General features: G+C 72.1%; 19 protein-coding genes. 8 read left to right on the forward strand and 11 right to left on the reverse strand.

Going from position 1 to position 18,748, the window contains the following annotated elements; all coding sequences use genetic code 11:
• The 3 genes from AB0C27_RS36310 to AB0C27_RS36320 are packed head-to-tail and all read right to left on the reverse strand — an operon-like array spanning position 1 to position 3,160.
• Positions 1-1,344 carry an extracellular solute-binding protein gene (locus tag AB0C27_RS36310; protein ID WP_357853749.1) on the reverse strand — a complete coding sequence of 448 codons (1,344 nt, stop codon included), beginning with the start codon at positions 1,342-1,344 and terminating at the stop codon, positions 1-3.
• Positions 1,345-1,375: 31 nt separating this feature from the next.
• Positions 1,376-2,272 carry a carbohydrate ABC transporter permease gene (locus AB0C27_RS36315; protein WP_357853752.1) on the reverse strand — a complete coding sequence of 299 codons (897 nt, stop codon included), beginning with the start codon at positions 2,270-2,272 and terminating at the stop codon, positions 1,376-1,378.
• Positions 2,273-2,275: 3 nt separating this feature from the next.
• Positions 2,276-3,160, reverse strand: a complete 885-nt coding sequence (locus tag AB0C27_RS36320; RefSeq protein ID WP_357853755.1) for a sugar ABC transporter permease — start codon at positions 3,158-3,160, stop codon at positions 2,276-2,278.
• Between the two features lie 368 nt (positions 3,161-3,528).
• On the opposite strand from AB0C27_RS36320, the gene AB0C27_RS36325 reads away from it, so the two are divergent.
• Complete coding sequence (locus tag AB0C27_RS36325; RefSeq protein ID WP_357853758.1) at positions 3,529-4,521, forward strand: LacI family DNA-binding transcriptional regulator; 993 nt, start codon at positions 3,529-3,531, stop codon at positions 4,519-4,521.
• 18 nt (positions 4,522-4,539) lie between these two features.
• Here the strand turns inward: AB0C27_RS36325 and AB0C27_RS36330 are convergent, their stop codons facing one another.
• A complete protein-coding gene (locus AB0C27_RS36330; RefSeq protein ID WP_357853761.1) occupies positions 4,540-5,724 on the reverse strand; it encodes an FAD-dependent monooxygenase in 1,185 nt (394 codons plus the stop codon).
• 29 nt (positions 5,725-5,753) lie between these two features.
• Here AB0C27_RS36330 and AB0C27_RS36335 point away from each other — a divergent pair, with 29 nt between their 5' ends.
• From AB0C27_RS36335 to AB0C27_RS36345, 3 genes are all read left to right on the forward strand, one after another.
• On the forward strand, positions 5,754-6,467 hold the full coding sequence (locus tag AB0C27_RS36335) for a TetR/AcrR family transcriptional regulator (RefSeq protein ID WP_357853763.1): 714 nt from the start codon (positions 5,754-5,756) through the stop codon (positions 6,465-6,467).
• 34 nt (positions 6,468-6,501) lie between these two features.
• Positions 6,502-7,533, forward strand: coding sequence for an oxidoreductase (locus tag AB0C27_RS36340; protein ID WP_357853765.1), 1,032 nt, complete (start codon positions 6,502-6,504; stop codon positions 7,531-7,533).
• 172 nt (positions 7,534-7,705) lie between these two features.
• Positions 7,706-8,896, forward strand: a complete 1,191-nt coding sequence (locus AB0C27_RS36345) for an FAD-dependent monooxygenase (RefSeq protein WP_357853768.1) — start codon at positions 7,706-7,708, stop codon at positions 8,894-8,896.
• Positions 8,897-9,013: 117 nt separating this feature from the next.
• On the opposite strand, the gene AB0C27_RS36350 is transcribed toward AB0C27_RS36345, so the two are convergent.
• Positions 9,014-10,174, reverse strand: coding sequence for a hypothetical protein (locus AB0C27_RS36350; RefSeq protein ID WP_357853771.1), 1,161 nt, complete (start codon positions 10,172-10,174; stop codon positions 9,014-9,016).
• A gap of 95 nt (positions 10,175-10,269) precedes the next feature.
• On the opposite strand from AB0C27_RS36350, the gene AB0C27_RS36355 reads away from it, so the two are divergent.
• Positions 10,270-10,908: a TetR/AcrR family transcriptional regulator gene (locus AB0C27_RS36355; RefSeq protein WP_357853774.1), complete on the forward strand. Its 639-nt coding sequence runs from the start codon at positions 10,270-10,272 to the stop codon at positions 10,906-10,908.
• On the opposite strand, the gene AB0C27_RS36360 is transcribed toward AB0C27_RS36355, so the two are convergent.
• The 4 genes from AB0C27_RS36360 to AB0C27_RS36375 form a co-directional block, all read right to left on the reverse strand.
• Entirely contained in the window at positions 10,905-11,132 is a 228-nt protein-coding gene (locus AB0C27_RS36360; RefSeq protein ID WP_357853777.1) for a hypothetical protein, read from the reverse strand. The genes AB0C27_RS36355 and AB0C27_RS36360 overlap by 4 nt on opposite strands.
• 14 nt (positions 11,133-11,146) lie before the next feature.
• A complete protein-coding gene (locus AB0C27_RS36365) occupies positions 11,147-12,487 on the reverse strand; it encodes a TRAP transporter large permease subunit (protein ID WP_357853780.1) in 1,341 nt (446 codons plus the stop codon).
• A 70-nt stretch (positions 12,488-12,557) separates the two neighbouring features.
• On the reverse strand, positions 12,558-13,577 hold the full coding sequence (locus AB0C27_RS36370) for a CoA ester lyase (protein ID WP_357853783.1): 1,020 nt from the start codon (positions 13,575-13,577) through the stop codon (positions 12,558-12,560).
• Positions 13,574-14,761, reverse strand: a complete 1,188-nt coding sequence (locus AB0C27_RS36375) for a CoA transferase (RefSeq protein WP_357853786.1) — start codon at positions 14,759-14,761, stop codon at positions 13,574-13,576. The genes AB0C27_RS36370 and AB0C27_RS36375 overlap by 4 nt, the downstream gene beginning before the upstream one ends.
• A 68-nt stretch (positions 14,762-14,829) precedes the next feature.
• Between AB0C27_RS36375 and AB0C27_RS36380 the strand changes: the two genes are divergently transcribed.
• A complete protein-coding gene (locus tag AB0C27_RS36380; RefSeq protein ID WP_357853789.1) occupies positions 14,830-15,483 on the forward strand; it encodes a GntR family transcriptional regulator in 654 nt (217 codons plus the stop codon).
• 70 nt (positions 15,484-15,553) lie between these two features.
• Here the strand turns inward: AB0C27_RS36380 and AB0C27_RS36385 are convergent, their stop codons facing one another.
• A complete protein-coding gene (locus tag AB0C27_RS36385; protein WP_357853792.1) occupies positions 15,554-16,393 on the reverse strand; it encodes a DUF5753 domain-containing protein in 840 nt (279 codons plus the stop codon).
• 135 nt (positions 16,394-16,528) lie between these two features.
• Here AB0C27_RS36385 and AB0C27_RS36390 point away from each other — a divergent pair, with 135 nt between their 5' ends.
• Both AB0C27_RS36390 and AB0C27_RS36395 read left to right on the forward strand, forming a co-directional pair.
• Complete coding sequence (locus AB0C27_RS36390) at positions 16,529-17,269, forward strand: hypothetical protein (protein ID WP_357853795.1); 741 nt, start codon at positions 16,529-16,531, stop codon at positions 17,267-17,269.
• On the forward strand, positions 17,266-17,958 hold the full coding sequence (locus tag AB0C27_RS36395; RefSeq protein ID WP_357853797.1) for an HAD family hydrolase: 693 nt from the start codon (positions 17,266-17,268) through the stop codon (positions 17,956-17,958). Before AB0C27_RS36390 ends, AB0C27_RS36395 begins: the two co-directional genes overlap by 4 nt.
• Positions 17,959-17,969: 11 nt before the next feature.
• Here the strand turns inward: AB0C27_RS36395 and AB0C27_RS36400 are convergent, their stop codons facing one another.
• Complete coding sequence (locus AB0C27_RS36400) at positions 17,970-18,743, reverse strand: inositol monophosphatase family protein (RefSeq protein WP_357853800.1); 774 nt, start codon at positions 18,741-18,743, stop codon at positions 17,970-17,972.
• Positions 18,744-18,748 lie beyond the last annotated feature (5 nt).

Raw genomic sequence — 18,748 nt, forward strand, 5'->3', positions numbered from 1 at the left:
TTACTGCACGCTGAAGCCCTGCTCCTGCCCGTACTTGACGGAGGCGTCCTGCCACGCCTTGAGCCCGTCGTCCAGCGTGGTCGAGGAGATGTACGCCTTGCCGACGGTGTCGTTGAAGACGCTGTTGGCGTACACCTGGTAGGGCAGGTACGACCAGCCGGGCACGACCTGGGCGGCCGACTCGGCGAGCACCTGGTTGACCTGCTGGTCGCCGAAGTAGGGGAACTTCTTGTCCTTGAACTCCGCCGCGTTGAGGTGCGCGGTGGTGGCGGGGAACGCGCCCGCGTCGAGGCGGGTCTGGACGCCCTCGTCGACGCCGGCGTACTTCATGAACGCGTAGGCCAGGGTCTTGTTGGCGCTCGCCTCGGGGATGGCCAGCGAGCTGCCGCCGTTCTCGGAGGTGGCCTTGCCGCCGGCCTCCCACTGCGGCATCGGCGCGACCCGCCACTTGCCGGACGCCGCCTTGACGCCGCTCTCGAAGTTGGCCGGCATCCAGGCGCCGATCACGAGGGTGGCGATGGTGCCGTCACCCAGGCCCTTGTACCACTCGTCGCTCCAGCCGTTGATCGGCGCGAGCAGCTTCTCCGAGATGAGCTGCTGCCAGGCGGCGGTGAACTTCTTGGTGCCCTCGTCGGCGAAGTTGATCGCGACCTTGGTCCCGTCGACCTGGTACGGCTTGCCGCCGGCCTGCCAGATCATGCTGGTGGTGAAGCCGGCGTCGCCGGTGTCGCTGGTGATGTACGCCTTCGGGTCGGCCTTGTGCAGCTTCCTGGCGGCCTCGATGTACTCCTCCCAGGTCTCCGGCACCTCGATGTCGTGCTTGTCGAAGACGTCCTTGTTGTAGAACAGGGCCATCGGGCCGGAGTCCATCGGCAGGCCGTAGATGCCGGGGCCGGAGTGGACCGAGTTCCACGGTCCGGGGGTGAAGGTACCTTCGAGCTTGTCCGCGCCGAAGGGCGTCAGGTCGGCGACCGACTTCGACAGCGCGAACTGCGGCAGCGCGTAGTACTCGATCTGCGCCACGTCGGGGACGCCGGAGCCGGCCTTGACCGCGTTCTGCAGGGCGGTGTACTGGTCGTCGCCGGTGCCGGCGTTGACCAGGTTGACCTTCACCTTCGGATACTTGGCCTGGAAGCCGGCGACGACCTGCTTGAGCGTCGGCTCCCACGCCCAGACGGTGATCGTGCCGCCGGCGTTCAGCGCGGCCTCCTGGTCGGTGGCCGACGTGCTCTGGGCCGGGGCCGCCCCCTGCCCGCCGTCTCCCGGCGAGCCGCAGGCGGTGGCGATCAGCGCTACCGACAGGGCCGCGCCCGCTAGCAGAGCGCGGCGGCGGATTGTCGTCATGGTTGTCCCTTTCGTGGAGATGCGGCGCCGGTCACTCCTTGACGCTCCCGGCGGCCAGGCCCGACTGCCAGTACCGCTGGAGCAGCAGGAACGCCACGATCAGCGGGACGATGGTGAGCAGGGAACCGGTGATCACGAGGTTGAAGATCGCTTCGCCGCCCGCGGTGGTCGCCTGGGCGTTCCAGGCGCTGAGGCCGAGGGTCAGCGGATACCAGCCGGGGTCCTTCAGCATGATCAGCGGCAGGAAGTAGTTGTTCCACGTCGCGACCACGGTGAACAGCAGCACGGTGACGATCCCGGGAGCCAGCAGCGGCAGGCTGATGCGGAAGAAGGTCTGGAACTCCCGCGCCCCGTCCACCCGCGCCGATTCGAGGATCTCGTTCGGGACGGCGTCGCCGGCGAAGGTCCACATGAGGTAGAGACCGAACGGCGAGACCAGCGAGGGGATGATGACCGCCCACGGCGTGTTGGTCAGGCCGAGGCTGGAGAACATCAGGAACGTCGGCACGGCCAGCGCCGTCCCGGGCACCGCGACCGCGCCGATCACGACGGCGAAGACGGCCTTCTTGCCGGGGAAGTCGAACTTGGCCAGGCCGTATCCGGCGATCGTGGCCAGCAGCGTCGCGCCGCCCGCGCCGAGGACCACGTAGAGCAGGGTGTTGAGCAGCCAGCGGGTGAAGATGCCGTCGTCGTAGGTGAAGGCGGCGGCGATGTTGGAGAACAGCGCGAAGTCGTCGTCGAACCACAGGCCGAACGAGCTGAGCAGCCCTTCCTGCGTCTTGGAGGCGTTGATCGCCAGCCAGACCAGCGGGAGCAGCGTGTAGATCAGCATGATCGAGGTCAGCACGGTCAGCGTGACGCTGCGCCGGCGGCGCGGTGAGTGACGGCGGTGGCGGATCACCAGGGGGCCACGGGTGGTGGCGGTCACGTGTCAGACCTCCTTGCGCATGCCGCGCAGCTGGACGGCGTAGGCGACGATCATCGTGATCACGCCCATGACGATCGCGACGGTGGCCGAGTAGTTGTACTGCTGGCCGGCGAAGGACAGCGTGTAGGCGTAGTAGTTGGGCGTGAAGGAGGACGTGATCGCGTTCGGCGCCAGGTTCTTGAGGATCGCGGGCTCGTTGAAGAGCTGGAAGCTGCCGATGATGGAGAAGATCGTGGCGATCAGCAGGGCGCCGCGCAGGGCGGGCAGCTTGATCGACAGGATGATCCGGAACTGGCCGGCGCCGTCGATCTCCGCGGCCTCGTACAGGGACGGGTTGACCACGCGCAGGGCCGAGTACAGGATCAGCATGTTGTAGCCGACGAACTCCCAGGTCACGACGTTGCCGAGGGAGGCCAGGATCAGGTCGGCCGACAGCGGGTCGGGCAGCCGCACGCCGAGGGCGTCGCTGAGGTTGGCGACCAGGCCGAAGCGGGTGCCGTACATGAAGGCCCACATCAGCGTGGCCACGACGGCGGGGACGGCGTAGGGCAGGAACACCGCGATGCGGAAGAAGCTCGCCCCGTACAGCCGGCCGCTGTCGATGGCCAGGGCCACCAGCAGCGCCAGGAACAGCATGATCGGGACCTGCACCACCAGGAAGATCGCCACGTTGCCGAAAGCCGACCAGAACTGCGGGTCGGCCAGCGCCTTGAGGTAGTTGTCCGCGCCGACGAAGGCGGTGCCGCCGATCAGCTGGGTCCTGAACAGGCTCAGATAGATCGAGTACGCGATCGGCGCCAGGAAGACCAGCGCGAACACCGCCATGAACGGCCCGACGAACCGCCAGCCCGCCCAGGACCGACGCGCCCTGGGCACTGTTGCGACCACCCGTGCACTCCTCACTCGCCGCTTCGTCAACGCAAACACCAACTGCGGGGGGAGGCGTGGGATGGCCGCTGACCGAGGGTCGCCGGGGGGTTCCCCACCGTTATGTTTACGTAAACTTCTGTTGCGGTATCGTGGCACCGGCCGTACGGGCCGGTCAAGGCACCCCCCGGGATGCTCGTTGCGGAGGCAGACGGACGATGGCAGTGACGACTGGGCAGGACCCCGCCCCCGAACCCGGCCCCGGGCCCGGGCCCGTTTCTGGGCCCGTATCTGGGCCCGTATCTGGGCCCGTATCTGGGACTGGGCACGCCGGCGCGCAGCGTGGCGGCTCCGGAGTGCCCGGCGGGCGGCGCAAGCAGCGGGTCTCCATGGCCGACGTCGCCCAGCGGGCGGGGGTCTCCTCGCAGACGGTCTCCCGTGTCTCCAACGGCCATCCCGGCGTGATCGACTCGACCCGCGAGCAAGTGCTGGCGGCGATGCGCGAGCTGGGCTACCGGCCCAACAGCGCCGCCCGCGCGCTGCGTTACGGCCAGTTCAACACCATCGGCGTCATCCTCTTCGGGCTCTCCTCGACCGGCAACAGCCGCACGGTCGAGGCCATCGCCACCCACGCCGCCGCCGAGGGCTACGCGATCACGCTGACGCCCATCGACGTGCCGACCCAGGACAACGTGCTGGGCGCCTTCACCCGGATGGGCGAGCTGGCCGTGGACGCGGTCATCGTCATCATCGAGGTCCACCTGCTCGACGCCGGCACCGTCACGCTGCCGCCCGGGGTGCACGCCGTGGTCGTCGACTCCGACGCCGGCGACCGCTACAGCGTGGTCGACACCGACCAGGCCGACGGCGCGCGGCGGGCCGTGCATCACCTGCTCGACCTGGGGCACCGGACCGTCTGGCACGTGACGGGGCCCCGGACGTCGTACGCGAGCCAGCGCCGGGCCCAGGCCTGGCGCGCCACCCTGGAGGAGGCCGGGCGGCCGGTGCCCGAGCCCCTGCACGGCGACTGGTCGGCCGGGTCCGGCTACGCCGCCGGGCTCACCCTGGCCGCCGAGCCCTCATGCACGGCGGTCTTCGCCTCCAACGACCAGATGGCCCTGGGGCTGCTGCGCGCCTTCCACGAGCGCGGGCGGGCCGTGCCGGGCGACATCAGCGTGGTGGGTTTCGACGACATTCCCGACTCCGCCTATTTCGTCCCGCCGCTGACCACGGTGCACCAGGACTTCGCCGAGGTCGGGCGGCGGTGCGTCCAGCAGGCCCTGGCGCAGATCCGCGACAACGAGGCGTCCCGCCCCGGCACCGACCTCGTCCCGACCCGCCTGGTGGCCCGCGCCAGCACGGCCTCGCCGCGACGGGGCTGAGGGCCGCCGCCCTGGCGCTCAGACGGGCTCGCCGACCGGCTCCTCCCATTCGAGGTGGTGCTCGTAGATCCAGCGGCTGGGGTCGGCCCCGGTCATGGCCGCCAGCTTCATGCCCAGGCTCATGACCAGGTCGCGGGGCACCCTGGCGAGCGGGCTGAGCGCCTTCCAGCCGCCGGTACGGTTGCCCTGCTCGACGACGCGCTCGACCCGCCCCCGGCGCAGCCGCTCGTACGCCGCGAACGCCGCCTCCACCCCCGGGCTGTCGCGCAGGCACTTGGCCAGGACCACGGCGTCCTCGACGGCCATCGCCGCGCCCTGCCCGATCGACGGCGCGGTGGCGTGGGCGGCGTCGCCGATGACGATCATCCGGCCGCGGTGCCATCTCGGCACGCTCGGCACCTCATAGGAGTTCCAGCCCGCGAGAATCTCTCCGGTCGCCGCGATGATGTCGAGGGCGGGGCTCCGGTCGTTCCCGAACAGCTCGCTCAGCCGGTCCCGCCCTTCCCGCGCGGTGACGGCGGCCAGCTCGGCGGGGGTGAGCTCGACGGGCTGCGCGGGGTTGGCGGCCCACCACACCTCCCCGTCCGGGTGCGTGGTGTGGACGAAGAAGCAGCGCTTGCCGAAGACGGCCCACATCATGCCGGGCTCCGAGCCGGTCGAGATGCCGCGCGCGTACCCTCCCACGGTGAGCAGGCCGGTGTAGCGCGCGCCCGGCGCGTCCGGATCGATGATCCGGCGCACCGCCGAGCGCAGGCCGTCGGCGCCGATGAGCAGGTCCGCCTCGGCCGTGGTGCCGTCGGCGAAGGTCGCCAGCACGCCGCCGCCCGGGGTACAGGCGGCGGCGGTCAGGCGTTTGCCGTACTCGATGCGCAGGTCGTGCCCGCGCAGGAACCGGTAGAGGTCGGCCCGTTTGACCGTCCTGCTCACCACGCCGCCGTGGGCGTAGGACAGCGCGCCGAGCCGCCTGCCGGAACCGCTGGAGATCGTGATGCCGGGGGTCTCGAAACCGAGCCCGCCGACGTCCAGGTCCAGAGCGCGCAGGGCGTCGAGCGCGTTCGGCGCGAGCGTCAGGAAGGCGCCCGCCTGGTCGGCCGTCCTGTCGTACGCCTCGTGGATCACGGCGTCGACGCCCGCCTTGCGCAGGGCTATCGCGGCCGCCGTGCCCGCTATCCCGCCGCCCGCGATCAATGCTGTGTATGTCATACACCGAGTGTATGACATACACTGCCGGGATGGATCTCTGGGAACGACTCGAACGGCCGGAGCCGGAGCCGAAGACCGGGCTGAGCCTGCCCCGGATCGCGCGGGCGGCCGTGGAGCTGGCCGACGAGGGCGGGCTGGAGGCGGTGTCGATGGCCCGGGTCGCCGCGCGGCTCGGCTTCACCACGATGTCGCTCTACCGGCACGTCAAGAACAAGGACGAACTGCTGCTGCTGATGCTCGACTCGGTCGCGGGCGTGCCCGCCGGGCTCGACGAGCCGTGCGACGACTGGCGCGACGGGCTGCGCCGCTGGTGCCGGGCCCAGTGGGAGATGCTGCGCACCCACACGTGGATCGTGCGCCTGCCGATCACCGGGCCGCCCGCCACGCCCAACCAGCTGGCCTGGACCGACCGGGCGCTGGCCGTGCTCGGCGGAACGGGGCTGGACGAGCGCGACAAGGCCGGCATCGTCCTGCTGGTGGCCACGTACATGCACGCCACCGCCCGGCTGGGCGCCGACCTCGGATCCGCCGCCTCCAGCGCGTCGATCGCCGCCCACAGCGCGCTGCTCGGCTCCCGCGTGGACGCACGGAGGCTGCCGGCCCTGCGCGCCGCCGTGGACGCGGGCGCGTTCGACTATCCGGCCGGCCTGCCCGAGGACGAGCGGCAGCTCGGCTACGAGTTCGGGCTGGAGCGGATCCTCGACGGGGTGGAGGTCCTGGTCGACGCCCGGCGCGCCATTTGACCTGGAGCCGACTCCAGGTCATAGCGTCGCCGACATGAGCACTGAACAGCACAAACTCGGTTCCGGCTTCGGAATCCACAGCACCACGGCCGATGTCCTGCGGGACATCGACCTGTCAGGGCGGCTGGCCCTCGTCACGGGCGGCTACTCGGGCCTCGGACTGGAGACCACCAGGGCGCTGGTGGAGGCGGGCGCGCGCGTGATCGTCCCGGCCCGGCGTCCCGAGGCGGCGATCGAGGCCCTGGCCGGCCTCCCCGGCGTCGAGGTCGGCGAGCTCCGGGATGCCGCCGGCGCCGACGCCTCCGGCGTCCCCGGGGTCGAGGTCGCCGAGCTGGACCTGGCCGACCTCGACGGCGTGCGGCGCTTCGCGGAGCGTTTTCTCGCCTCCGGGCGCGACCTGCACCTGCTGATCGCCAACGCCGGCATCATGGCCGGCCCCGAGCGGCGGGTCGGCCCCGGCTGGGAGTCCCAGTTCGCCGTCAACCACCTCGGCCACTTCGCCCTGGTCAACCGGCTCTGGCCGGCGCTGGCGCGGGGCCGGGCGCGCGTGGTGTCGGTCTCCTCCAACGGCCACCAGCTCTCCGGGATCCGCTGGGACGACGTGCAGTTCGAGCGGGGGTACGACAAGTGGCTGGCCTACGGGCAGGCCAAGACCGCCAACGTGCTGTTCGCCGTGCACCTGGACGCGCTGGGCAAGGAGGCGGGCGTGCGCGCGTTCGCGGTGCACCCCGGCGCCATCGCCGGCACGTCCCTGGCCCGCGACATCCCGCCAGAGGAGTTCGCGGAGCTGAAGAAGACCATCGAGTCCACGCCCGGCAACCCCGGCTGGAAGAGCGTGCAGGAGGGCGCCGCCACCCAGGTGTGGGCGGCCATCTCGCCGCGGCTGGACGGGCTCGGCGGGCTCTACTGCGAGGACGGCGACGTGGCCGACCCTCTCCCGCCCGGCGCGACGCTGGTCGCCGGGGTGGCCGAGTGGGCCGTGGACCCGCGGGAGGCGGCCCGCCTGTGGCGACTGTCGGCCGATCTGACCGGCGTGAACGCCTTCGCGTCGCCCGCCACCGGCTGACCGGCACGAACGCCCTCCCGCCGCCCATCCGACCCGCGTGAATCCCGTCGGGCCGCCCGCGACAGGCTGACCCGACCTCCCGCGACACGGCTTCTGTGACGGCTGTCTGACTTCACCAACTGCTACTCTCTGTTACATATTGATGACGTTTCGTGTAGTAGGGGGAGCTCTCGTGAAGGTCGTCTGTGTCGGCGGCGGACCCGCCAGCCTGTACTTCTCGATCCTGATGAAGCGGGTGGATCCGTCCCACGACATCACCATCTACGAGCGGAACCCCGCCGGATCCTCGTACGGCTGGGGCGTGACGTACTGGGACGAGCTGTTCCACTTCCTGCACGGCGTCGACCCCGAGTCCGCCCGCGCCATCAGCGAGTGCTCCGTCCGCTGGGACAGCTGGGTCGTGCACCTGCACGACCGGGCCACGATCACGGTGGAGCACGGCGACGAGGGCTCCGGCGTCAGCCGGCGGCGGCTGCTCGACATCTTCACCGAGCGGGCGCGGGCGCTCGGGGTGCGGATCGAGTTCGAGCGGGAGGTCACCGACGAGCGCGAGTTCCCCGACGCCGACCTGATCGTGGCCGGCGACGGCGTCAACAGCGTGCTGCGCGAACGCCACGCCGCCCACTTCGGCACCGAGATCGCCGTCGGGCGCAACAAGTACGTCTGGCTCGGCACCACGAAGGTCTTCGACTCGTTCACCTTCGCCTTCACCGAGACCCCGCACGGCTGGATCTGGTGCTACGGCTACCGCTACGACCAGGACCGCAGCACGGTCGTGGTCGAATGCTCGCCGGAGACGTGGCGGGGTCTCGGCTTCCACGAGGCGAACGAGGCCGACAGCCTGGCCCTGATGGAGAAGCTGTTCGCCGACATCCTCGACGGGCACTCGCTCATGGGCCGCACCCAGATCGACGGCAGCGCCCACTGGCTGAACTTCCGCACCGTGACCAACCGCAGGTGGTACCACGACAACGTGGTGCTGCTCGGGGACTCCGCGCACACCACCCACTACTCCGTCGGCGCGGGCACCACCCTGGCGCTGGGCGACGTCGCCTTCCTGGTGGACGCCCTGCACGCCGACCCGCGGCCGGCCGGCGCCCTGGCCCGTTACGAGCGCCAGCGCAGGTCCGTGATCCGGGCCCCGCAGAAGGCGGCGCGCTACAGCGCCCGCTGGTACGAGAACCTGCCGCGCTACATCGACCTCCCGCCGCACCAGATGATCACCCTGCTCGACAAGCGGAACTCGCCACTGGTCGCGCACACCCCGCCGTGGCTGTCCTACGGGATCAGCCGGCTGACCGAGCGGCTGTCCTCATTGACGTCGGGAAGCGGCTCCGCCTGGCGCGCCCGCTCGTCGGAATAGGGCGGTTCGCCTGGTCGGGGCGCCCTCGTCGGACAGCGCGACTCACCGAGCGGAGGACACGCTCCCCGGACAGCGCGCCTCCTCAGGGACAGGGTGTGTTCAGCGGCACAGGGCCGCTCACCAGGGCAGGGCGCGTTCCCGGACGAAGGCCGCGATCTCCTGGGCGGTGCGGTCGTCGGTCTCGATGCGCAGGTCGCCCGACCCCGCGCGTTCCAGCGCCTCCGCCTCGGCCGCGGCCCGTTCGGCGACCCGGTCGAGGTCCTGCGGGCCGAGCCCTTTCAGCTCGTCGCCCGGCAACTGCGGCGCCTGCCCGCCCGCGCGCAGGCGGATGCGCTCGGCGAGGGTGGCCGGGGTGGCGTGCAGGCGGCAGACGGTCAGGTCGATGCCGGGAATCGGGGCGACGCGGTCGCGGATGACGTCGTCGGAGTCGGGCCCGCCGGAGACGATCAGGCAGCGGGCTCCGGCCGCGCGGTGCCCGGCCCAGACGGCGGCGAGGTTGCCCGCCACAAGCTGGCGCACGTCCAGGTCGCCGTGCGGGCCGTCGGGCCGGCCGTCGCGCTGGCCGTCGCGCTGGCCGTCGCGCTGGCCGTCGCGCTGGCCGTCGCGCGGGGCCGGTCGCAGGGCGCCGATCTGCTTCACGTCGATGTAGGCCGCGCGCACACCGGTGCGGACGATCTGGCTGAAGACCTCGTACCCGACCGTGGACTTCCCCGCGGCCGTGGCGCCGGAGAACCACAGCACGGGCACGGGCTCCCCACCGGCCGCCGGCAGGCCGGCGGTGCGGGCCAGGATCAGCCGGGCGGTTTCCTGGACGGTCAGCCCGGTGGTGTCCACGCACAGGTCGGCGTAGTCGGTACGGTCCTGCGCCAGCGCCTCCGCGACGGTCTCGGCGACCAGGTCGGGCCGCCATCCCCGCGCCAGGAAGCGCCGTTCGAGCTCGCCCGCGTCCACCCGCAACCGGCACACGGTGAACGCCACGTCCGGCATGAGCCTCGTGTACACGTCCACCTCGTCCCGCGTGTCCACGAAACCCGCCAGCACGAGACGGCGCACGCCCGCACGCCTGAAGTTCGGCAGCATCGCGGCGAGATTGCGCGCCCTGATCGCGTGCGGGCCGCCGTCGGGGTCCGGGTAGCACAGCCCGATCTGGTCGCCGTCGACGAACGCGGCCGTGACGCCCTCGCGGCTGAGCTGGGCGAACGTCTCCCAGCCCGCCGAGGACTTCCCGACGCCCGACGGCCCGGACAACCACAGCACGGACAGGGGTACGTCGTTCATCCGCCCGAAGGTAGCCGCCGTCCCAGGAGATCCGCGAACGCTTTTTCGCGCCACTCTAGTAGAACGGAACCGTACGTTCCGAGTACACTGGATCTATGAGCAGCCCACCCATGAGCGGCCGCAAGGCACAGGCCGCGCGTAACGACGAGTTGATCCTCCAGGCCGCGCGAGCCGTCTTCACCGCCGACCCCGGCGCCCCCATCGCGGCCGTGGCCGAGAAGGCGGGCGTCGGGATCAGCGCACTGTATCGCCGCTATCCGAGCAAGGAGGCCCTGCTGCAGAAATTGTGCGGCGACGGACTGAAGCTCTACATCGAGGTCGCCGAGCGGGCGCTGGCCGACGACAGCGACCCGTGGGAGTCGTTCGCCGCCTATCTGCGCGGCATCGTCGAGGCCGACAGCAGCTCGCTGACCATCAAGCTGGCCGGCACGTTCACCCCGACGGAGGAGCTGGGCCGCGACGCCGCCAGGGCGTCGGCGCTGGCCGTCGAGGCGCACCGCCGCGCGGTGGCGGCGGGCGTGCTGCGGCCGGACGTGACGCCGGCCGACATCGCGCTGCTCTTCGAGCAGCTCGCCTCGATCAAGCTGGGCGGCGACGAGCGCGCGGGGCAGTTGCGGCAGCGCTATCTGACGCTGGCGATGGACGCGCTGCGGGTGCCGCCCGCCCACCGCGACCTGCCCGGCCCGCCACCGGCGGACGTGGAGCTCGCGGCCCGCTGGCGTCCGCAGGCTTAGTCCTCGCCGGCCTGCCAGTGGTAGAGGTACGACATCAGGAAGCCGAGCAGCCCGGTCACCCCGGCCGACACGGTCATCGCCATGCCGAGCGCCGACACCGCACCGGAGACCAGCGCGGAGCTGCCCGCGATCAGCCCGGCCGCCTGGATCAGCACGACGGCGACCCCGAGCACGAGGAACAGCACGAGGCCGATCTTGAACAGGACCATGGTGAGCTTCTTCATGACGGGCTCTCCTCTCAGATCGGCAGCGCGCCGACGGCGATCAGCACGCCCATGACCAGCGTCGGGACGACGAACCAGATGATCAGCCGCCCGAACGTCCTGGCCGGGTCCACCTGGGCGATGCCGCTGGCGATGTAGATCGGGGCCGCTCCGGGCGGCGACGCGCCCTCGGTCGAGGCGAAGACCAGGATCGCGGTGGCCGCGGCGGCCGGGGCGATCCCGGCCGCGGTCAGCGCGCTGAAGGCCACCCCGCCGACGGCGGCGATCGTGGCGGTGCCGGTCAGCGGCGCGGCGATGACGACGAGCAGCAGCCCGACGAGCGTGGCGATGACGACGGCCGGCGCGTCCAGGGCCTGCATGATCGTGGTCAGCTGGTCGACCAGGCCCAGCTCGCCCAGGCTGGCGGCGGCCGCGAAGGCGAAGAACAGGGTCGCGCCGATGACGGCGTAGCGGGGGGCCATCTCGCCGAGCAGTTCGTTCCACGCGCGGCCGGTGCGCGGCAGCCGCCGCCACGCCACCGCGAACGTGGCCAGCACGGTCAGCACCGGGATCCACACGACGATGCTGATGGCGTCGGCCGCCTCCTCGCCCACCCGCGACTCCATCAGCGCCACGCCGAAGTCGAGGGTCATGAGCACCGGTACGAGGATGCCCGCGTACACCAGCAGCGACGTCCACCCGGCGCGCAGGGCCGCGCGCAGGGGCAGGATGTCGGAGGCGTCGGTGGCGGCGATGCGGTGCCTGCGCACCCACACGAACACCACGACGAACCGGTAGGCCACCGTCCACAACCCGCCCACGAGGGCGGGCACGAAGAGCTGGTCGGCGCTGAGCACGGGCGCCACCGCGGCTGAGCCGAGCAGCAGGAACATCGACGAGCTCGGCGGGATCGAGATGCCCAGCCCGGCGTTGCCCGCGACCAGCGAGGCGGCCAGGTCGGGGCGCCAGTTGGAGCGGATCATCCACGGGATCGTCACCGAGCCCACGGACGCGGAGATCCCCGACCCCGAGCCTGAGGGGCCGCCGAGGAGGGCGGCGGCGGAGGTGGAGACGTAGCCGGCGCCGCCGCGCAGGCGGCCGAACACCGAGTTCAGCACGGTGACCTGCTCCTGGATGAGGCCCAGCTTGGTGAGCAGGTAACCCATGAAGACGAAGGCCAGGGCGGCGAAGACGACCTCCTCGGCGAACGCGTCGGCCAGGCCCGCCCAGGCCAGCTCGAAGAAGCGGGTGCCGCCGAAGAGGCACACGCCGGCGAAACCGATGAGCATCGCCTCACCGATGTTGCGTTTCAGCACTCCGTTCCAGACGACGATGATGGCGATGTAGGCGATGAGCGCCCAAACGGCGATTCCCATGGCGAAGGACCTCCAATGGGGGGTGGTGCGGGGGTGGTCGGCACGCGCCGGCGGCGGTGGCGGCCTGCGGTCAGGTGGTGACGTCCGGCGGCGGGCCTGAGCGGTGGTACGCGGGGTCGGACGGGCTTTCGGAACGTTCCGCCCGGTCGGGTGGGTTGGCGGGAGGTTCCGCGGGGTCGGGTGGGTCAGCGAGGCGGGCGGCCAGGGTGACGGTGCGGCGGGCCCGGACCACGATGGGGGCGTCCACGAAGCGGCCGTCGGGCAGCGCCACCGCGCCGACGCCGGCCCGTTCGGCGCGTTCCGCCGCCGCGACGATCTCGGCGGCCCTGGCCACCTCGTCCTCCGCCGGACGGAACGCCTGCCTGATGACGGGGATCTGGCGCGGATGGATCGCGGTCCGGCCGAACAGCCCGATGGCGCGGCCGGCCCGGCAGGAGTCGGCCAGCCCCACCTCGTCCTTGACATCCGGATAGACGGACATGGGCACCGGCGGCAGCCCGGCCGCGGCGGCGGCGAGGACGACCTGGAGCCTGAGCTGGTTCATGGCCTGTTCGTCGGTGACGGCCAGCTCGGCGGCCAGGTCCTGCTCGCCCAGCGCCACGCCCGCCACGCTGGGGTGGGCGGCGATCTCGCGGGCGGCGAGGATCCCGGCCGCCGACTCCAGCAGCGCGTACGCGGGCGCGCCCGTCACGGCGTCGAGCACGGCCGTGGACTCGACCTTGGGCAGCCGTACCCCGTCGGCGAACGGCCCGACGGCAGCCAGGTCGTCGCGTCCGCGGGCGGTGGCCGGGTCGTTGACCCGCACGTGCAGCCGCGGCCACCGGGCAGGCCGCCCGTGCTGGGCGCGCAGGTAGGCGACGGCGTTCCGCCTGGCCTCGTCCTTCTTCGCCGGTGCGACCGCGTCCTCCAGGTCGATGATGACGACGTCGGCGCCGGACGCCACCGCCTTGTCGAACCGCTCGGGCCGGTCCCCGGGAACGTACAGCCAGGTCACGGGCGGCACCGGCACCCCCTCGGCGGCGCCGGGCCGCCTGACGGCGGGCCCGAGGCCAGCCGGCCCAGAGGCGGCGGGCCCGTCGGGGACGCTCATGCGATCACTCCGTCCGAGCGGAGTGCGGCGATGCGATCGCCGGGGTAGTCGAGCTCGGCCAGCACCTCGTCGGTGTCGCGGCCCAGCCGCCGCCCCGGCCAGCGGATCTCGCCGGGCGTGTCGGAGAGCCGGAAGAGCACGTTCTGCATGGTGAGCGAGCCCAGCTCCTCGTCCGGCACCTCGACGAACGTGTTCAGGGCCGCGTACTGCGGATCCTCGGCCAGGTCGGAGACGTCGTAGATGGGCGCGACCGCGGCCTGCACCTCCTCGAACCTGGCGATGACCTCGTCGGCGTCGCGCTCGGCGATCCAGGAGGCGACCGCCGCGTCGAGTTCGTCCACGTGCTGCACGCGGCCGTGCCCGCTGGCGAACCAGGGCTGCTCGACCAGGTCGGGCCGCCCCACCAGGGTGACCACGCGCTCGGCGATAGGCTGGGCGCTGGTGGAGATCGCCAGCCAGCGGCCGTCGCGGGTGCGGTAGGTGTTGCGCGGCGCGTTGCTGCTGGAACGGTTGCCGGTCCGCTGGGGGACGACGCCGAGCGCCTTGTAGGCAGTCATCTGCGGCCCGAGCAGCCCCAGGATCGGCTCGATGATGGCCAGGTCGATGACCTGCCCCCGGCCGGTCCGCTCACGGGCGCGCAGGGCGACCATGATCGCGTACGACATGGCGAGGCCGGCGATGCCGTCGGCCAGGGCCAGCGGCGGCAGGGTGGGCGGCCCGTCGGGCTCGCCGGTCATGGCCGCGAAGCCGCTCATGGCCTCGGCCAGAGTGCCGAAGCCGGGCCGCTTGGCCATGGGCCCGAACTGCCCGAACCCGGTCATCCGGGCCACGATCAGCCGCGGGTTGAGCTCCAGGAGGTCTTCGGGGGCCAGGTTCCAGCGTTCGAGGGTGCCGGGGCGGAAGTTCTCGATCAGCACGTCGGACCGTTCGGCCAGGCGGCGCAGGATCTCCTGCCCCTCGGCCCGCGACAGGTCCACGGCCGCGCTGCGCTTGTTGCGCGACAGCGTCTTCCACCACAGGCCCACTCCGTCCACGGAGGCGCCGTGCCCGCGCGAGGGGTCGCCCCGGCGCGGATGCTCGATTTTGATCACGTCCGCGCCGAAGTCGCCCAGCATCATGGCCGCGGAGGGACCGGCGAACAGCGTCGCCGCGTCGATGACCCGCAGGTCGTCGAGGCTTGTCATGGGTATGTAACTTATAAGAAATATGTCATAGGTCAACCATGTGACCGTTATGCGAGACACTTAGCGACATGTCACCCAGCGAGCCGCGGCCGCCCATGAGCAAGGCCGACTACGTCTACAGCGTGCTGCTCGACGAGATCCGCACGGGGCGGATCCCGGGCGGGACGGCGCTGCGGGCCGGGGAGGTGGCCAAGCGCCTGGGCGTCTCCGTCACGCCGGTGCGCGAGGCGCTGCGCAGACTGGAGAAGGACCGGCTGATCAGTTACGAGGCGCATCACGGCGCGACCGTGGTGGACCTGGGGGACGAGGCGCTGGCCGAGTACTACGGGTTGCGCGCCGTGGTCGAGGGCCTGGGCGCGCGGCTGGCGGCGGCCAGGATCACTCCGGAGCAGCTGGAGGACCTGCGCGCGCTGCACGCCTCGATGACCGAGGACGCCGCCCAGGGCAGGAACGACCGGCTGGGCGAGCAGAGCAGGCGCTTCCACCTGACCATCGTCGACATCGGCGGCCCCGCCTTCCTGGGCGAGCACGCCAGGTCGGTGCGCAACAGCTTCCCCGTGCCCGCCGAGGCGTCGCTGTGGCTGGACGAGACGCAGGTCAAGGCGCAACTGGAGGCGCACGAGGGCATCCTGGCCGCGCTGGAGGCGGCCGACGGCGACAGTGCGGAACGCATCATGATCGACCACGTCCGGCGCGCCGGCGAGTTCCGCCAGCAGCAATAAGCCGCCCGGCCACCCGCCGCACCCGTCCGCCCGGCCGCGCAAAGCCGCCCGGTCGCGCTCAGCCGGCCGGTCAGCCGAGGAGGGTGGCGCGTAGCTCGTCCAGGACGCCGGAGGTGGCGTCCACGGCGCAGGCCGACAGCGACAGCCGCGCGAACGCCTGCTGGTGCTCCTCCACCCGCCGCCGGTCCTCGACCACGATCGGGGCGTGCAGCAGGTGCAGCACCAGCACGTCGGGCCGGGACGATTCGGGGAAGCGCAGCAGCGTGAACGGCGGCCCCTGGTGGAGGAACCCGCTCTCGGCGCTTGGCCGGGCGACCTGCACGGCGATGTGCGGCTGCTTGGCGGCCATGGCGACCGCGTCGAGCTGGGCGATCCGCTCCTCCGGCCGGTGCAGCGGCGGGTCGAGCAGGGCGGGCCGGTCGAGCACAGCCCACAGGTGCGGCCCGCGCGGCCGGTCGAGCACCTCCTGCCGGACGGCGACGAGCCGTGCCGCGTCGGCGGCCTGCTCGTACGCGACCCCGCCGGGCAGTCCGGCCGACAGGGCCGCGGCCTGCGCGTACGCGGGGATCTGCAGCAGCGGCGGCACCAGGCGCGGCCCGTAGGTGTAGATCACCTGCGCCCCGTCCTCCAGCTCCAGGTACGCCGACAGCCCCAGCGGCACCCCTGGCGCGTCGTACCAGCCGGGCACCCGCTCCTCACGCAGCAGCGACAGCAGCCGGGGCGCGTGCTCGCCCTGGCCGTACAGCTCCAGCAGGGTGCGCACGGTCGCCTCGCGCGGCGCGACGAGGCCGTGCTCGATACGGAAGATCGTGGAGGTGTTGAGCCCGGCGGCCTGCGCGGCGGCGGCCATCGACATCCCGCTCGCGGCCCGCAGCGAGCAGAGCCGGGCCGCCACGACGCTCAACTGCATACGTCTGTCACAGCCATCTGTGACAAAACTCAGCGTTTACACCTGGTCTCTTGCAAGGGAGTGACGGCTGATGCACGATGGCCACTCTAATGGCCTGACACGTCATGCATACGCCGATCCGAAAGGCTCAACACTGTGGCGGACGCGTGGATCCTCCATCCCGACTACCGGACTCCTCCGGCCCCCACAGACGCGCACTTCCCCCCGGGTCCCTGGCGCCATCCCGACGGCGGCCAGGTCATGAACGGCACCTACGAGCGGCCCCTGCCCAAGCTCAGGACGGAAGTCGTGACCGTCTGGTACGGCTACGCCCTGAGCCGCTGGCGCGGCCCGCGCATGCCCAGGTTCAGCAGCCCGATGGTGTCGGCCTGGAATCCGGTGCTGGCCCAGGGCCTGGCCGCCGCTCCCGGCACGCCGACGCCGTACCGCGACGAGCTGTGGTGCGACCGGTGGATCGCCGAGGCCCTGCTGTACGGGCGCAAGCCGTACGGCGCGTTCACCCTGCCGGCGGACGAGGCGCTGCGCTGGTGCGGCAAGAGCGGCGGGACGAGCCTGATCTACCACGCGCGCACGGAGGACGACGACCTGGTGCGGGTGGTGGCGGGCACGTCGGAGCGTTACGCGCAACTGTTCGACCTCGACGCGCTGATCGCCGACTACCGGGAGGCGCTGCCGGGTGAGCTGGCCGAGCCGGAGGTGCGGGCGTTGGAGGAGCACCGCTCCTGCTCCCCCGCGCTGCGTTACGTGCTGTGCGACGACGCCGAGGCGCTCTTCGCCCAGGCCCCGCTGTCGGTGCGCGGCCTCACGCTCGGCTATCCGCCCCGCGAGACGGCCACCCGCATCGCCGCGCGCGTCACCTCCGGGGCGGCGGCGTGATCGGGGACGTCAAGGGGATCCTGTTCGACCTGGACGGCACCCTGCTCGACCACCGCGGCGCCGCCGACGCCGCCATCACCGCCTGGCTGGAGGCCCGCTCCCCCGGCCATCCGCGGCTGGGTGAGGCGGCCGCGCTGTGGGCCGGGTTCGAGGTGCCGTACCTGGCGATGTGGCAGGCGGGCCGCTGCTCGTGGCAGGAGCAGCGGCGGCTGCGGCTGTCCGCGCTCTGCGCCGAGCTGGCCGTTCCGGTCCCGGCCGACCTGGACGCCGCCTACGAAGACTTCGCCGGCCGTTATCGCAAGGGCTGGGCCGCGTTCCCCGACGTGGCGCAGGCGCTGGCCGGGCTCGGCGGGTTCACGCTGGGGGTGCTGACGAACGGCACGCAGCGCATGCAGGAGGAGAAGGTCCGCGCGATCGGGCTGGACGGCCTGGTCGGGCCGGTGCTGACCGGCGAGGTGCTGGACGGCCGGTTCAAGCCCGCGCCCGCCTGCTACGAGGGGGCCGCGGCGGCGCTCGGGCTGAAGCCGCGGGAGGTGCTGCTGGTGGGCGACGACGTACGCAACGACGTGACGGGGCCGGCGGAGGCGGGGATGCGCTCGGTCTGGCTCGACCGGCTCGGCGCCGAGCCTCCGCCCGCCGGTTTCCCGCGCATCACCTCACTGACCGAGCTGCCCGGCCTGCTCGGCTGACCGCCCTGCGATCACCGGGGCACGACCTCCGCCAGCGCCGACGACTCCAGGTCGAACCCGCTCACGTGCGCCAGATAGTCCCCCTTGACCAGCGGATCCCCCAGGTAGACGCCGCCCGCGGCGCGCACCAGCAGTGCCCCGGCCGCCACGTCCCACGGGTTGGACCTGGTGCCGTACGCGGCGTCCGACCAGCCGGCCGCGACGTGGGCGAGCTTGAGCGCGGCGCTGCCGACCTTGCGTACGGCGGAGAAGGAGCTCAGCAGCCGGCCGTAGCGTTCCAGCGCGAGCTCGCCGCCGGCGTCGAGGTCGAGCGGGGTCGGGTAGCTGGACAGCAGCATGGCCTCCCGGTCGCCGGTCGCCCCTTCGCTGCGCAGCGGCTTGCCGTTGCACCAGGCGCCGTCGGGGGTGGCGGTGAACTCGTCGTCGCGTACGGGGTCGTACACGATGCCCGCCACCAGTTCCCCGCGCACGGCGGCGGCGATGGACACGCAGAAGAACGGCAGGCCGGCGGCGAAGTTGGCGGTGCCGTCGATGGGGTCGACGTACCAGACGAGGTCGCCGGAGCCGGTGGTGCCGCCCTCCTCGCCCACGATAGCGCTGTGCGGCGCGCGCGCCTCGATGACGGCGCGGATGCTCTCCTCGGCGGCGCGGTCGTGCTCGGTGACGGGATCGTGGAAGTCGCGTTTGGTGCTCACCTCGGGCCGGGACCTGAAGGCGGCGCGCAACTGGGGGCCGACGGCACGGGCCGCCTCACAGGCGGTGTCGAGCAGGTCGGTCGCATCCATGCCGT

The sequence above is a fragment of the Nonomuraea sp. NPDC048882 genome, from assembly GCF_040649755.1.
Taxonomy (GTDB): domain Bacteria; phylum Actinomycetota; class Actinomycetes; order Streptosporangiales; family Streptosporangiaceae; genus Nonomuraea; species Nonomuraea maheshkhaliensis.